Annotated in this window: 11 protein-coding genes; 9 read left to right on the top strand and 2 right to left on the bottom strand. The window is 69.7% G+C overall.

The features are described 5' to 3' along the window. The first annotated feature begins 65 nt into the window (after positions 1 to 65). The 9 genes from PRL19_RS00700 to PRL19_RS00660 all read left to right on the top strand — a co-directional run bounded on the left by PRL19_RS00700 (position 66) and on the right by PRL19_RS00660 (position 12,929). Positions 66 to 4,685, top strand: coding sequence for a DUF3320 domain-containing protein (locus PRL19_RS00700; RefSeq protein WP_273743587.1), 4,620 nt, complete (start codon positions 66 to 68; stop codon positions 4,683 to 4,685). 63 nt (positions 4,686 to 4,748) lie between these two features. Next, on the top strand, positions 4,749 to 5,399 hold the full coding sequence (locus tag PRL19_RS00695; protein ID WP_273743586.1) for an HAD family hydrolase: 651 nt from the start codon (positions 4,749 to 4,751) through the stop codon (positions 5,397 to 5,399). Continuing rightward, the gene (locus tag PRL19_RS00690; RefSeq protein WP_046001030.1) at positions 5,396 to 6,352 is read left to right on the top strand and encodes a sugar-binding transcriptional regulator; all 957 of its coding nucleotides are present in this window, start codon (positions 5,396 to 5,398) and stop codon (positions 6,350 to 6,352) included. Before PRL19_RS00695 ends, PRL19_RS00690 begins: the two co-directional genes overlap by 4 nt. Positions 6,353 to 6,484: 132 nt before the next feature. After that, on the top strand, positions 6,485 to 7,810 hold the full coding sequence (locus PRL19_RS00685; RefSeq protein ID WP_045982115.1) for an ABC transporter substrate-binding protein: 1,326 nt from the start codon (positions 6,485 to 6,487) through the stop codon (positions 7,808 to 7,810). Positions 7,811 to 7,879: 69 nt separating this feature from the next. Continuing rightward, positions 7,880 to 8,749 (top strand): carbohydrate ABC transporter permease, encoded by an 870-nt coding sequence (locus tag PRL19_RS00680; RefSeq protein WP_046001028.1) that lies wholly within the window; start codon positions 7,880 to 7,882, stop codon positions 8,747 to 8,749. A 10-nt stretch (positions 8,750 to 8,759) separates the two neighbouring features. Continuing rightward, entirely contained in the window at positions 8,760 to 9,584 is an 825-nt protein-coding gene (locus tag PRL19_RS00675; protein WP_252929118.1) for a carbohydrate ABC transporter permease, read from the top strand. A gap of 10 nt (positions 9,585 to 9,594) precedes the next feature. Beyond that, positions 9,595 to 10,599: an ABC transporter ATP-binding protein gene (locus tag PRL19_RS00670; RefSeq protein ID WP_045982118.1), complete on the top strand. Its 1,005-nt coding sequence runs from the start codon at positions 9,595 to 9,597 to the stop codon at positions 10,597 to 10,599. Continuing rightward, a complete protein-coding gene (locus tag PRL19_RS00665) occupies positions 10,596 to 11,366 on the top strand; it encodes an L-iditol 2-dehydrogenase (protein ID WP_273743585.1) in 771 nt (256 codons plus the stop codon). Before PRL19_RS00670 ends, PRL19_RS00665 begins: the two co-directional genes overlap by 4 nt. A gap of 81 nt (positions 11,367 to 11,447) precedes the next feature. Then, the gene (locus PRL19_RS00660) at positions 11,448 to 12,929 is read left to right on the top strand and encodes a mannitol dehydrogenase family protein (RefSeq protein WP_273743584.1); all 1,482 of its coding nucleotides are present in this window, start codon (positions 11,448 to 11,450) and stop codon (positions 12,927 to 12,929) included. Here PRL19_RS00660 and oiaX read toward each other — a convergent pair. After that, positions 12,902 to 14,143, bottom strand: a complete 1,242-nt coding sequence (gene oiaX, locus PRL19_RS00655) for a 3-oxo-isoapionate-4-phosphate decarboxylase OiaX (protein WP_273743583.1) — start codon at positions 14,141 to 14,143, stop codon at positions 12,902 to 12,904. The two genes, PRL19_RS00660 and oiaX, sit on opposite strands and share 28 nt — an antisense overlap. Further along, complete coding sequence (locus tag PRL19_RS00650) at positions 14,140 to 15,507, bottom strand: four-carbon acid sugar kinase family protein (RefSeq protein WP_273743582.1); 1,368 nt, start codon at positions 15,505 to 15,507, stop codon at positions 14,140 to 14,142. The genes oiaX and PRL19_RS00650 overlap by 4 nt, the downstream gene beginning before the upstream one ends. Positions 15,508 to 15,571: the final 64 nt, after the last annotated feature.

The following is a 15,571-nucleotide window of genomic DNA, read 5'->3' as shown; positions in this document are numbered from 1 at the left end:
AGGTTGCGGTTATGTTCCCCTTCCGCCCCCCTGGGGTCGGACGCGCAACGAGAAGACCTGGACCGATGACCCAATCCCAGCCCGCCGCCCTGACCCGCACCCTGGATGCCGCCCGCCGCAAGCTGCTGGAGACGGGGACGCGCAACCGCCTGATCCATGTGAACCGCGACAATCAGCGCGCCAGCTGCCTGAACATCATCCACGAACGCAGCGACGAGGTCTGGCGCCTGCTGCGCATCCAGGGCAAACGCATGCGCTTTCGCGCCATGGGCAGCGACACGGCCACGCCCGAGGGCGTGCTGCTGCTGGCCGCGCCCGGTGCACAGACCCAGTCCGACAGCCAGCTGGAGACCCCCCTGGGCCCCGAGGCGCTGGCCCGCCGCCTGCTGCGCCTGTCGCACGACGCCCGCACCGCGGAGGAGGAGCAGGGCCTGAACGTGCTGTACCTGGCGATGGGGTTCCTGCGCTGGCGCGAGGCGCCCGGATCGCAGGTCCTGCGTGAGGCGCCGCTGATCCTGCTGCCGGTGCAGCTGGTGCGCAACGACCGCAGCTCGACCTTCGACCTGATGGCCCGCGAGGATGACCTGACCGCCAACCTGCCGTTGCAGGAGCGTTTGCGCCAGGATTTCGGCATCCAGCTGCCCGAGATCGAGGAGGACGACAACTGGACGCCCGGCGACTATCTGAGCCTGGTCCAGGACGCCGTGTCCGGCCAGCAGGACTGGCAGGTGGACCGCGACGGGATGCAGCTGGGGTTCTTTTCCTTCGCGAAGCTGCTGATGCACCGCGACCTGGACCCCGCCAACTGGCCCGAGGGGGCGTTCGACGGCAACCCGCTGCTGGACGGGCTGCTGGCGCAGGGATTCGCGGGCGACGCGCCGCTGTTCGGCGATCGCGACCGTCTGGACGACCGTCTGGACCCGGCGCGCATCATCCAGGTGATCGACGCCGACGCATCCCAGACCAAGGTCATCGAGGAGGTCCGCGCGGGCGCCAGCCTGGTCGTGCAGGGCCCGCCGGGCACGGGCAAGTCGCAGACCATCACGAACATCATCGCCGCCGCCGCCCATGACGGCAAGACGGTGCTGTTCGTGGCCGAGAAGATGGCCGCCCTGTCGGTCGTCCACGACCGCCTGGCCCGCGCGGGCCTGCGCGACATCTGCCTTGAGCTGCATTCGCGCAGCGCCAACAAGAAGGCCCTGGCGCAGGAGCTGGGCCGGACCCTGATGGCCGGGGCGCATCCGTTGCCCGCCACGGCGGACCCCGCGCGCCTGCGCCAGACGCGCGACATGCTGAACGCGGTCACGGGCCTGCTGCACGACCCGTTGCCGCCCTGGGACGAGGCGCCCTATGCGGCGCTGTCGCGGATCATCGGGTTCATCGGGCAGGGCGCCCGCCCGCCGGCCATCCCGCTGGACGGCCTGGAGGCGCTGGACGCGGCCGCACGCGAACAGGCGGCGCAGGCCATCGCCCGGTTCGTGGCGGCGCGCGACCGGGCCGGTCCGCCCCAGGCCCATCCGTTCCGCGGCGCGCGGGCGCTGGACCTGCAGCCGACCGATCTGGCGCGGCTTGGCGACGACCTGCGCGCCGCGCTGGCGGCGCTGCAGGCGGTCGCGGCACAGGGCCAGCCGACGCTGGACCGGGCCGAGGCGCGGGTGCGGATGCTGCGTCTGCTGGCGCGCGCCCCCCAGGGGGCGGCGGATCACGCCGCGACCCTGTTCGCGGCCGCCCGCGATCCCCGCCTGGTGCAAGCGCTGCAGGCGGGCGCCGAATGCGCGGCGGCCCAGGAACAGGTGTTGACCCGTTTCACCCCCGCCGCGCCGGATCTGGACCCCGCGCCCCTGCGGGCCGGGCTGGCGCGCGGGGTAGGGTCATTCCTGGGTCGGTTGTTCGGCCCCTATCGCGGGGCGTCGGCGCAGCTGCAGACGCTGCTGGTCGGACCGATGCCGTCTGCGGCCGCCGACCGGCTGGCGCTGGCGGATGAGCTGGTGGCGCTGCGTCGCCTTCGCCGCATCTTGGCCGACGACGAAGCCTATCTGGCGGCGACCCTTGGGGCCGACTGGCGGGGCGAGCGGACGCCCTTTGCGCGGCTGGCCGCGGTGGCGGGCTGGCTGGGAGAGTTGGACGGCTGCCTGCCGGACGGGTCTGCTGTGGTGCAGGCGCTGACCGACATTCCCGACCCCGCGGCACAGGGCGATGCGCTTGCGGCGGCCGTGCAGGATGCGCGGGCGGCGCTGGCGCGGGTTCGCGACAGGCTGGACCTTGACGCGGAGGCTGCGGGCCTTGCGGGCGATGCGTCGATCGCGGATTGGCAGGCGGCGCTGTCGGGCATGTCCGACGCGCCCGCCCGCTATGCCGAATGGGCCGATCTGGCGCGCGACGCGCAGGTGGCCGGCCGCCACGGCGCGGCCGCGGTGGTCGAGGCCGTGCGCGCCGGGCATCTGGCCCCGCAGGACGCCGCGACCGAGTTCGCCTATGCCTGCGCCGAGGCGCGCTGGAACGCCGCCCGCCAGGCGCGTCCCGCGCTGAACGATCTGCCGATGCTGGATCGCCACGACCTGGTCGGCCTGTTCCGCCAGCTGGAGGCCGAGCGGATCGAGGCCACCAAGACGCTGATCCTGTCGCGACATTTCGACCAGCTGCCCCGCGGCACGCAGGGAGAGATGGGCCTGATCCGCGGAGAGATCGCCCGCCGCCGCGCGCACAAGCCGGTGCGCTGGCTGATGCGCAACGCGGGCGCGATGGTCCAGCGCATCAAGCCGGTGATGTTGATGAGCCCGATCTCGGTCGCCCAGTTCCTGCCGCCCGATGCGGTCAGCTTTGATCTGCTGGTCATCGACGAGGCGTCGCAGATCCGCCCCGAGGATGCCTTGGGCGTCATCGCGCGTGCGCGCCAGATCGTGGTGGTGGGCGACCAGAAGCAGCTGCCGCCGACATCGTTCTTCGACCGGCTGGTCGACGATGCCGAAGACCAGGACGAACCCGAGGACGGCCCCCAGGGCGCGAACGTGGCTGACATGGAGAGCATCCTGTCGCTGTGCGAGGCGCGCGGGCTGCGGTCGCGGATGCTGGAATGGCATTACCGGTCGCGCGACCCGTCGCTGATCCGGGTGTCGAACGCGGAATTCTATGACGACCGGCTGGTTTTGCCGCCGTCGCCCCTGCAGCTGGACCCCGATTACGGGCTGAAGTTCCGTCGCGTGTCCGGCGCCTATGCCGCGCGCGGCAGCGGGCGGGGGCGCGCGGGCACGAACCGGATCGAGGCCGAGGCCGTCGTCGCCGCCATGGCCGATCACGCCCGCAACTGGCCGGGCCTGTCCCTGGGCGTGGTCGCCTTCTCCAAGGCACAGGCCGACATGCTGACCGAGTTGGCGGATGCCGCCCGCCGCCGCGACCCGGCGCTGGACGCGCTGCTGCGCGAGGGCGGGGCCGAGGACGTGTTCGTCAAGAACATCGAGAACGTGCAGGGCGACGAACGTGACGTGATCCTGATCTCGGTCGGCTACGGCCCGTCCGAACCCGACGGGCCGCTGACGCGGATGCAGTTCGGCCCCGTGAACGGCGAGGGGGGCGAACGTCGTCTGAACGTGCTGTTTTCCCGCGCGCGCATCCGCTGCGAGGTGTTCGCGTCCTTTGACCCGGGCCAGATCGATCCGTCGCGGACCACCCGCGAGGGGCCGCGCGTCCTGAAGCGGTTCCTGGATTTCGCGCAGTCGGGCATCATCGAGGAACGCCGCCCCACCGGTCTGGCCCCCGACAGCCCGTTCGAGGAGGATGTCGCGCGCGTGATCCGCGATCTGGGCTATCTGGCCGATCCGCAGGTCGGCAGTGCCGGGTTCCGCATCGATCTGGGCGTGCGCCATCCTGACCGTCCGGGCCAGTACCTGGCGGCGGTCGAATGCGACGGCGCCGCCTATCACGGTGCGTTGTGGGCGCGCGAACGCGACCGTTTGCGCCAGGACATCCTGGAGAATCTGGGCTGGCGGTTCCACCGCATCTGGAGCACCGACTGGTTCCACCGTCGCGAGGCGGAGATCGCGCGGCTGCGCGACGCCCTGTCGCAGGCCCGCGATGCGGCGCAGGACGGCATCCGCCCGCGCGGCGCAAACCATGGGGCAGGGCCCGTCGTCCAAGACGACCCCGAACCGGTCCTGGAGCTGGCGCCGCCCTCGCTGTCGGCGCCGCCCTATCGCCGCGCGGACCTGCAGGCCCCGCCCGAGGGAGAGCCCCATGACCAGCCCGACGCCGTCCTGGCCGACCTGGCCGCGGCCGTCATCCGCACGGAGGGACCGGTCCATGCCGACGAGGTGGCGCGGCGCATCGCCGCGGCCTTTGGAAAGGCGCGCACCGGCAGCCGGATCGGCGAGGCCGTGGCCCGGGCCACCGCACTGGCCCTGCGCCGCGATGCCGACCTGATGCGGCAGGGCGATTTCCTGATGACCCGGGCGCAGGCCGACAGCCCGCCCGTCCGCGATCGCAGCGCGGAGACGGGCAGCCTGCTGAAGGCCGCCTGCCTGCCCCCGCAGGAGATCGCCGCCGCCGCGCGGATGATCCGGACCGAGAACGGCGGCATGTCGCCCGACCAGCTGACCCGCGCCGTGGCGCGCCTTCTGGGCTTTCAGCGCGTGGGGCCGGACCTGTCCGAGGCGATATCGGGGGTGCTGCTGGGCATGGCCGCGGCCTGAGGCCTATTCCCCGCCGGGCGGAATGCGATTATGGCTGCCGCACAAGGCAAGGGAGCCGGACCGATGCGCGTGGACCTGATCATCTTCGACTGCGACGGCGTCATCGCCGACAGCGAGGTGCTGTCCGCGCAGGTGCTGATCGACCAGCTGGCGCGTCTGGACATCGTCGTGACGCCCGACGACGTGCGCTGTGATTTCCTGGGGCGCAGCTTTCCCACGGTCGCGGCGTCGATCCGCGACCGCTTTGCCCTGACCCTGCCCGCCGATTTCGAGGCAACCTATCGGGCCCGCCTGCTGGCGCGGTTCGACACCGATCTGCGCACGACGCCGGGCTTTGCCGATGCGCTGGCGCAGATCCGGCTGCCGGTCTGCGTCGCGACCTCGTCCAGCCCGCCGCGGGTGGCGCGGACGCTGGCGGTGCTGGACCTGGCGCAGCGGTTCGGCGCGGACGTCTTCACGGCCAGCCAGGTGGCGCGCGGCAAGCCCGCGCCCGACCTGTTCCTGTTCGCGGCCGAACGGATGGGCGTCGATCCTGCCCACGCCCTGGTGATCGAGGACAGCCAGCCCGGCCTGCAGGCGGCCCGCGCGGCGGGGATGCGGGTCCTGCAGTACCGCGGCGGCGCCCATCTGGCGGGACAGCCCGCAACGGACGAGGGCTTTGACTGCTGGTCGCAGTTCCCCGACCTGCTGGCGCGCATCCAGGTGCCCGCATGAGCCAGAACCACTTCACCCCCGAAACGACCCGCCTGGACGATGCCGCCCGCGCCGGCTGGCTGTACTACGTCGCCGGAAACACCCAGGACGAGATCGCGCGCAAGCTGGGCGTCAGCCGCCAGACCGCGCAGCGTTTGGTCGCGATGGCGCTGGCCGAACGGCTGGTCAAGGTCCGCCTGGATCACCCGATCGGACGCTGCATGGACCTGGCGCGCGCGCTGCAGGACCGGTTCGGCCTGCTGACCGCCGAGGTCGCGCCCTCGGACCCCGAGGCGCCGGACCTGTTGGCGGGCATCGCCATCGCCGCCGCCGCGCATCTGGAGCGCGTGCTGAAATCGCCCGAACGGCGGATCGTCAGCCTGGGCACCGGGCGCAACCTGCGCGCCACGGTGGAACAGCTGCCCCGCATGACCTGTCCCCAGCATGTCGTCGTGTCCCGCCTCGGCAACATGATGGAGGACGGATCGGCCACCCCCTACAACGCCACCATCCGGCTGGCCGAGCGCATCGGCGCGCCGCACTTTCCCTATCCGCTGCCGGTGCTGGCGCGCGACGCGGCGGAACTGGCGGCGATGCAGGGACAGCAGGCCGCCCGCAACACCATCGACCTGTGCGCCCGCGCCGACCTGTCGCTGGTGGGCATCGGACAGATGGACATGACCGCGCCGCTGCATGTCGACGGCTTCCTGAGCGAGGCCGAAATGGCGCAGCTGGCCCGCGCCGGTGCCGTGGGCGAGATCACCAGCTGGGTCTATGACGCCCGGGGCCAGGTGATCGATTGCGACTTCAACCGCCGCGTGGCGTCGGCGCCGCTGCCCTGCGGGAGCGACCGTCCGGTGATCGCCGTCGCCTCGGGACAGGCCAAGCTGCCGGCCATCCGCGCGGCGATGGTGGGGGGGCTGATCAACGGCCTGATCACCTCGGAGGCGACGGCGGAACGCCTGCTGGCCTGAAGAACTGCACTGTCGTCAAGCCTTTACACCCTCGCTGCACTGCGGCGGGGAATCTGCGTTGACAGATTCGCAATACGGCGCGAGTATATGCCCATCGGAAGGGCAAATGCCCAACCGCCAAGGGAGGACTACATGACCACGACATTCCGCGCCCTTCTGGGCGCTACGGCCCTGTGCGCCGTCGGCAGCATGGCCGCCGCGCAGGACAACGTGACCCTGACGATCGCGACCGTGAACAACGGCGACATGATCCGCATGCAGCAGATGACCGCGCCCTTCACCGAGGCGAACCCGAATATCCAGCTGGAATGGGTCACGCTGGAGGAGAACATCCTGCGCGAGCGCGTCACCACCGACATCGCCACCAGCGGCGGGCAGTATGACGTGCTGACCATCGGCACCTACGAGGTTCCGATCTGGGCGGCGCAGGACTGGCTGACGCCCCTGGACGACCTTCCCGAAAGCTACAACGTGGACGACCTGGTCCCCGCCGTGCGCGCCGCCCTGTCGGTGAACGACACGCTGTACGCCGCGCCGTTCTATGCCGAATCGGCAATGGTGATGTACCGCACCGACTTGGCCGAGGCTGCGGGCGTGACCATTCCCGACAACCCGACCTGGACCGACATCACCGCCGCCGCCAAGGCGATGACGGACAAGGAGAACGAGGTCTATGGCATCTGCCTGCGCGGCAAGCCGGGCTGGGGCGAGAACATGGCCTTCCTGACCGCCATGGCCAACAGCTATGGCGCGCGCTGGTTCGACATGGAATGGGCGCCCCAGTTCGACAGCCCCGAATGGCAGGCGACGCTGACCGACTATCTGACGCTGATGAACGAATACGGACCTCCGGGTGCGTCGTCGAACGGCTTCAACGAGAACCTGTCGCTGTTCCAGCAGGGCAAGTGCGGCATGTGGATCGACGCGACCGTCGCCGCAAGCTTCGTGACCGACCCCGAGGATTCGACCGTCGCGGACAGCGTGGGCTTTGCGCAGTTCCCCAACAAGGAAGGCGTCGACAACCACGGCAACTGGCTGTGGGCGTGGAACCTGGCCATCCCGGCCTCCAGCCAGAAGCAGGACGCGGCCAAGACCTTCGTGGCCTGGGCGACCAGCCAGGAATACACCAACATGGTGGCCGAGGCCGAGGGCTGGCGCGCCGCACCTCCGGGCACGCGCACGTCGCTGTACGAGAACCCCGAGTATCAGGCCGAGGCTCCGTTCGCGGCGATGACGCTGGAATCGATCAACGCCGCCGACACGCAGAAATCGTCGGTCCAGGACATTCCCTATACCGGCGGCCAGTTCGTCGCGATCCCGGAATTCCAGGGCATCGGCACGGCGGTCGGACAGACCTTCTCGGCGGCGCTGGCAGGCCAGATGTCGGCCGAGGACGCCCTTGCGGCGGCACAGTCCAGCACCGCCCGTGAAATGGCGCGCGCGGGCTATCCCAAATAAGCCGCGACCCGCGCCGCCCCCGACATGCGGGGCGGCGCACCCCCGCTTTCCCCCAAAAGGACGCAAGCCATGGCCACCCGCCAGACCGCAAGTCTTGCGCGCCTGATGCGCGCACCTGCCATCATCCTGCTGCTGATCTGGATGATCGTCCCGTTGGGGATGACGCTGTACTACTCGTTCCTGAACTACAACCTGCTGAACCCGGCCTCCGTCAGCTGGGCAGGGTGGTTCAACTATCAGTATTTCTACACCGATCCCGCCTTCTTCGACGCGATCTGGAACACGCTGGCCCTGGTGCTGGGCGTGCTGGCGATCACCGTCATCGGGGGCATCGCGATCGCCCTGCTGATCGACAAGCCGATTTTCGGGCAGGGGATCGTGCGGATCCTGATCATCTCTCCGTTCTTCGTGATGCCGCCGGTGGCCGCGCTGATCTGGAAGAACATGATCATGCACCCGTCCTACGGGGTCTTTGCCGACATCGCGCGTGCCATCGGCGTGCAGCCGGTGGACTGGTTCGCGCAATATCCGCTGACCTCGATCATCATCATCGTGGCTTGGCAATGGCTGCCCTTCGCGACGCTGATCCTGCTGACCGCCCTGCAATCGCTGGACGGCGAACAGATGGAGGCGGCCGAGATGGACGGCGCGGGCGCCGTCAGCCGGTTCATCCACCTGACCCTGCCGCACATGGCACGCGCCATCACCGTCGTGGTGCTGATCCAGACCATCTTCCTTCTGGGCATCTATGCCGAGATCCTGGTGACCACCAATGGCGGTCCGGGCAATGCCAGCACGAACCTGACCTATCTGATCTATCGCGCGGCCCGTCTGAACTTCGACATCGGCGGTGCGGCCGCGGGCGGCATCATCGCGGTCATCCTGGCCAACATCGTCGCGTTCTTCCTGATGCGCGCCGTCGGCAAGAACCTGGATTGAGGAGCATCCCATGGCACGCGCAGTAAGCACCCGCACCAAGGTCGGCTATACCATTGCCGCCTGGATCGTGGCCTTGGTGATCTTCTTCCCGATCCTCTACACGATCATCACCAGCCTGAAGACGGAACAAGAGGCCATTTCGGGCTTCAACCTGATCCCGTCCTTCACCCTGTCCAGCTTCGAGGCGGTGCAGACCCAGAACAACTACTGGAAGCCCTTCACCAATTCGGTGATCCTGGCGGTGGGTTCGACCATCCTGGCGCTGATCGTCGCGATCCCGGCGGCCTGGGCGATGGCGTTCTCTCCCACCAAGCACACCAAGGACATCCTGATGTGGATGCTGTCCACCAAGATGATGCCTGCGGTCGCGGTGCTCGTGCCGATCTATCTGATCTTCCTGCGCACCGGGCTGATGGACACGCGGATCGGCCTGACGGTCATGCTGATGCTGATCAACCTGCCGATCGTGGTCTGGATGCTGTACACCTATTTCCGCGAGATCCCCGGAGAGATCCTGGAGGCCGCGCGCATGGACGGTGCCACGCTCAAAGACGAGATCCTGTACGTGCTGACGCCCATGGCGGTTCCGGGCATCGCGTCGACCATGCTGCTGAACGTCATCCTGGCCTGGAACGAGGCGTTCTGGACGATCCAGCTGACCACCACCAACGCCGCGCCCTTGTCGGCCTTCATCGCCAGCTTCTCCAGCCCGCAGGGGCTGTTCTGGGCAAAACTCTCGGCGGCCTCCGTCATGGCCATCGCGCCGATCCTGATCATGGGCTGGTTCAGCCAGAAACAACTTGTCCGCGGCCTGACCTTCGGCGCGGTGAAATAAGGGGACCATCATGGGACGCATTACCCTTGAAGCAGTGACCAAGCGGTTCGGAGACGTCGAGGTCATCCCGCCCCTGAACCTGGACATCAACGACGGAGAGTTCGTGGTCTTCGTCGGCCCCTCGGGCTGCGGGAAATCCACCCTTCTGCGCCTGATCGCGGGGCTGGAGGACACGTCGGGCGGGCGCATCCTGATCGACGGCAAGGATGCCACCGACACGCCCCCGGCCAAGCGCGGCCTGGCGATGGTGTTTCAGTCCTATGCGCTGTACCCGCACATGTCGGTCAGAAAGAACATCGCCTTTCCGATGCGCATGGCGGGTGTGCCGCAGGACGAACAGGACCGCCGCATCACGGCGGCCGCCAAGGCGCTGAACCTGACCGATTACCTGGACCGCAAGCCGGGCCAGCTGTCGGGCGGCCAGCGCCAGCGCGTGGCCATCGGGCGGGCCATCGTGCGCGAACCGGCCGCGTTCCTGTTCGACGAGCCGCTGTCGAACCTGGACGCCGCCCTGCGCGTCGGCATGCGCCTTGAGATCAGCGAGCTGCACAACCGCCTGAAGACCACGATGATCTATGTCACCCATGACCAGGTCGAGGCTATGACCATGGCCGACAAGATCGTGGTCCTGCGCGCCGGCAACATCGAACAGGTCGGCAGCCCGATGGAGCTGTACCGCGCGCCCAGGAACCTGTTCGTCGCGGGCTTCATCGGCAGCCCCAAGATGAACCTGATCGACGGGGCGGCGGCCGCAGAATACGGTGCCCACACCATCGGCATCCGGCCCGAACACATCGCGGTGTCGCCCGATCACGGCAAGTGGCGCGGGCGCGTCGGCGTCAGCGAGCATCTGGGATCGGACACGTTCTTCTATGTCGAGGACACGGGTCTGGCCGACACTATCACGGTGCGTGCGGGCGGCAACATCGACCTGCATCACGGCGACACCGTCTGGCTGACCCCGGACGACGCGCAGATGCACCGCTTTGACGCCACGGGGGCGCGGGTGGCATGATGCTGTCGGGAAAGACCGCCCTGATCACCGGGGCCGGGCGCGGCATCGGGCTGGCATTCGCCCGCGCCTATCTGGATCAGGGCGCGCGCGTCGCCATCTGCGACATCAACCTGGAGGCCGCCCGCGCGGCGGCCGCGGGTCTGGGCGAGGGCGCCATCGCCGTGGCGCTGGACGTGACCGATCAGGCCAGCATCGACGCCTGCGTGGCCTTCGTGGAACAGCAGTTCGGCGGCATCGACATCCTGATCAACAACGCGGCCCTGTTCACCGCCGCCCCCATCGCCGAGATCACCCGCGCCGATTACGACCGCATCATGGCGGTCAACGTGTCGGGCAAGCTGTTCATGATGCAGGCCGTCGCGCGGTCCATGATCGCGCGCGGTCAGGGCGGGCGGATCATCAACATGGCGTCCCAGGCCGGCCGCCGGGGAGAGGCGCTGGTCGCGGTCTATTGCGCCAGCAAGGCCGCGGTGATCAGCCTGACGCAATCGGCGGGCCTGAACCTGATCGCCCACGGCATCAACGTGAATGCCATCGCGCCCGGCGTGGTCGACGGCGAACATTGGGACGGCGTGGACGCCTTCTTCGCGAAATACGAAGGCAAGGCCCCCGGCCAGAAGAAGGCCGAGGTCGGCGCCGCCGTCCCCCATGGCCGCATGGGCACCGCCGCCGACCTGACCGGCATGGCGGTGTTCCTGGCATCCGACGGGGCCGACTACATCGTGGCCCAGACCTACAATGTCGACGGCGGCAACTGGCTCAGCTGACCGCCGCACCCCCTGCAATTCCCGGCCCCCCGCGCGCATCCTGCGCCGCGGCCACGGGGCGATTTGACGAAAGGTCCGATCATGGCCATCCAACTGACCCAATCCGCGCTGGCCGGGCTGCCCGACACCGTGGCACGCCCCGCCTATGACCGCAGCGCCCTGACGGCGGGCATCCTGCATGTCGGCGTCGGCAATTTCCACCGCGCGCACATGGCGTGGTACCTGGACCGGCTGTTCGCCCAGGGGCGCGACCACAGCTGGGCGCTGATCGGCGCGGGCGTCCGTCCGGGCGACGCCGCGATGCGCGAACGGCTGGCCGCCCAGGACTGGCTGACCACGCTGGTCGAGCTGGACCCCGCGGGCCTGTCCGCACAGGTGCTGGGGTCGATGATCGATTTCGTGGCCGTGGACCCCGCAGCCACCATCGCCGCGATGGCCGATCCGGCGATCCGCATCGTCTCGCTGACCATCACCGAGGGCGGTTATTACGTCGACGCCAAGACCGACGGCTTCGATGCGGGCCATCCGGACATGGTGCATGACGCGGGCGCGCCGGATGCGCCGCGCACCGTGTTCGGCATGATCCTGGCCGCGCTGCGGGCGCGGCACGCGGCGGGGCATGCGCCCTTCACCGTCCTGTCCTGCGACAACCTGCCGGAAAACGGCCATGTCTGCGCGCGCACACTGACGGGGCTGGCCCGCGCGCAGGACCCGGCGCTGGCCGATTGGGTGCAGGCCAACGTGGCCTTTCCGAACAGCATGGTCGATTGCATCACCCCGGCGACCAGCGACCGCGAGCGCGCCCTGGTCCGCGACCGCTTCGGCATCCAGGACGCCGCCCCCGTCGTCTGCGAGCCCTTCCGCCAATGGGTGCTGGAGGACAATTTCCCCCAAGGCCGCCCGGCGCTGGAGGCCGTGGGCGCCGAATTCGTCGCCGATGTCAGCCGCCACGAGCTGATGAAGCTGCGCATCCTGAACGGCGGGCATGCGGCCATCGCCTATGCCTCGGCGCTGTTGGGGCATCATTTCGTGCATGACGCGATGGCGGACGGGGACATCGCAGGCTGGCTGCGCGCGCTGGAGACGCGCGAGATCATCCCAACCCTGCAGCCCATTCCGGGCGTCAGCTATGACGAATACCTGGCGCTGATCGTCAGCCGCTTCTCGAACCCGGAAATCGGCGACACCATTCCGCGCCTGTGCCTGGACGGATCGAATCGCCAACCGAAATTCATCCTGCCGACGCTGCGAGACCGGCTGACCGCGGGCGCGCCCATCGACGGGCTGGCGCTGGAGCTGGCCCTGTGGTGCCGCTATTGCGAAGGCACGACCGAGGCGGGCGCGCCGATCGCACCCAATGACGACGCCCATGCGACGCTGCGCGACCATGCGCTGGCGGCAAAGGACGATCCGCAGGCGTTCCTGTCCCAGCACGCGATCTTTGGCGATCTGGCGGGGTCCGCGCCCCTGGTTGCGGCCTTTGGCGATGCGCTGGCCGCGCTGCGCCGGGATGGGGTGCGGGCGACGCTGGCGGCCTATGTCGCGGGCATGCCCCACCGCTGAAAGCTGGCGGCCAGGTCAGGGCAATCGGCTGCGGCCTGGGCGGGCGTCAGGCCCGCGCCGGCCGCGGCCCAGGCATGGCGAATGGCGCGCACCCCCGCGGCCGGTCCGTTCGGATGACCGTGGATGCCGCCGCCGCCCAGATACATCAGGTCCAGCGTGCCGCCCGTGCGCGCCCAGGTCTGGAACGCCTGGCCGCCCCATTGCCCCGAACAGACCACCGGCAGCGCCCGGTCCGCCTCCGAGAAGATCGGCGTCGTGACGTCCGCAAAGGACCGCACGAAGCTGTCGTCGCCCTCCCAGTATTTCGCGCCGATGCCGTTGATCTGGAACTGATCGACGCCCAGAAGACGCCAGATCTTCTGCCAGGCGCGAAAGTCGAAGCCCAGGCCCGGATGGCGCGTCAGCAGGTCCCACCCGTTGCGATGCGCGTGCAGGCACAGCGCCGACCGCTTTCGCAGGAAGGCCATCGCCCCCGGTCCGATCGAATTGATGTTCACCACCGCCGCATTGCCGCCTTGCGCCACGACGTGATCGTGGCGGCGCATCATCACGTCCGGGTCCGCCGATGACAGGCCAAAGGCATACATGACCTGCTTGCCCGTCTGCTGCGCATGGTCGCGGATCACCGCCATGACGGCATCGACCCGCGCCTCGAAGGGGGAATAGGCGGGCGACATCATCTTTTCGTCGTCCTTGATGAAATCGACCCCGGCCGCGCACAGCGTGCACACGACCTCGGCCGTCTGATCGGGGGTCAGGCCAAGCGAGGGCTTGATGATCGAGGCGATAATCGGCCCCTCTGCGACCCCGGTCAGGCGGCGCGAGCCTTCGATTCCGAACTGCGGGCCCGGATGGGCGGCGAAATCGGGCGTCAGGTGGAAATCCAGCACCCGCATGCCGGTCAGGCCGCGCGCCGCGAACAGGCCGCCCGTGGTGACCGTCAGCAGCGCCGCGATGTCGCCGCCGATGCTGTCGGGCGAAAAGGCGATGGTCGCGCGGGCGCGCCGCACCGGCCCCGCGCCCTCGGGCAGCGAAGGGTGGGGCAGGGGCTCCAGCAGGGTAACGTCCTCGACCCGGGCGGCGTGGCGGGCGCGCAGGGCGTCGGTCTCTCCGGGCAGGTCGGTGAAGGTGCCGGTGGACTGGTCGGCTGCGATCTTCTCGGCCATGGCGCGCGGGTCGCCCGGGGTCTCCAGCAGATAGGTGACGCGGATCATGGCTGCTCCTGATGTCGGGGGCCGCCGCCGTCGCGGATCCAGCCGAAATAATCGGTCGAGCCCATCTGCCCGCCCTTCAACGCGATCTCCAGCCCGTCATGCGGGCCGTCGCCATAGGCCCGGCACAGCGCGGCGCCGGGGATGGTGGGGGCCAGCGCGGTCAGGGCCGTCAGGCCCAGCTGCCGCATCGCATGGCCCGAGGTGTCGCCCCCCGAGATCACCGCGCGGCGGATGCCTGACCCGCGCAGCACCCCGTCCAGGATGCCGCCCAGCCCCTCTCCGACGCGCCGGGCGGCGGTCTCGGGCGCCAGGCCGGAGGCCGACAGCGCGCTGCGGAACGCGCCAACTTGCGCGCCGTCATGGCCCGCCGCCGAATGGATCAGCGGGCTGGCGCCGTCACTTGCGGCGCGCAAGGCGGCGGCGGTCAGCCGCGCGACCTCCGCCGCCAGATCGGCCTCGGACCCGCAGGCGGCGCGCGCGTCGAAGGGCAGCAGCGCAAAGCCGTGCCGCCCGGCCCAGTCCAGCTGCGCCCCCGTCACCGGCGAGACCGAGCCCGACACCGCCGCGATGCGCGCCACGCGCCCGGCCGAGGCGGGCGGCGGCGGCGCGGGCAGGTCGCCCGTCTGCCGCCAGTGCCGCACCAGCGCATATTCGACCCCCTGACTGCCCGCGACGAAGCCCATGCGCGCGCGGTTCCGCCAGATCAGCGCGCCCGCCGTGGCCTCGGATGCCGGGTCGATGCTGTCGATGGAGAGGATGCGCGCGCCCTGGGCCAGCGCCTCCTCCAGCCGGGCCTGGGGGTCGGCTGCCAGCGCCTCCAGGTCGATCAGCGCGCCGGGCAGGTCGGTTTGCGCCGACAAATGGGCCAGCAGGTCCGCTTCGGCCATGGGCGTCGCGGGGTGATGGGCCATGACCGGGTGCCGGTCCAGCCGGAACACCCCCTGCGGGCTGCCCGCGAAGAGATGCCCGAAGGCCTGATAGCGGCGCATGGCAGGGGCGGCGGTCAGCAGGGGCACGGCCCCGGACGGGCGCACCGACAGCCCCGCCGCGATGGCCGCGCCGATCGAGCCCAGATGCGCGGCCGAGTCGAAGGTCGAGCAGATCTTGTAATGCAGGATCTGCGGCTGCAGCGCGTCCAGCGCGGCGAACAGCGGCGGCAGGTGTTCGGCCATCCAGGCCGGTCCCTGCGCGCGGGCGGTCGTAGCCAGCCCCACCGCCGCGCAATCCGCGAACCGCGCCATGAGCGCACTGGAGGGCGGTTCGGTGAACAGGACCGATGGCAGGCCGGCGAAGGTCAGCACCTCCATCACCGCGGCGGCGCCGGTGAAGTCGTCGCCCAGCCAGGCCAGCCGCAGGTCGGTCATTCGCATCCCCTCTTGACGTAACGGAATAATTATCACCTCATCATACCAGTTAGGCAAGTGATTC

This window comes from Paracoccus marcusii (genome assembly GCF_028621715.1).
Classification (GTDB): Bacteria; Pseudomonadota; Alphaproteobacteria; order Rhodobacterales; family Rhodobacteraceae; genus Paracoccus; species Paracoccus marcusii.
The sequence above is the reverse complement of the archived record's forward strand: the minus strand, read 5'-3'. Positions and strand labels throughout refer to the sequence as shown.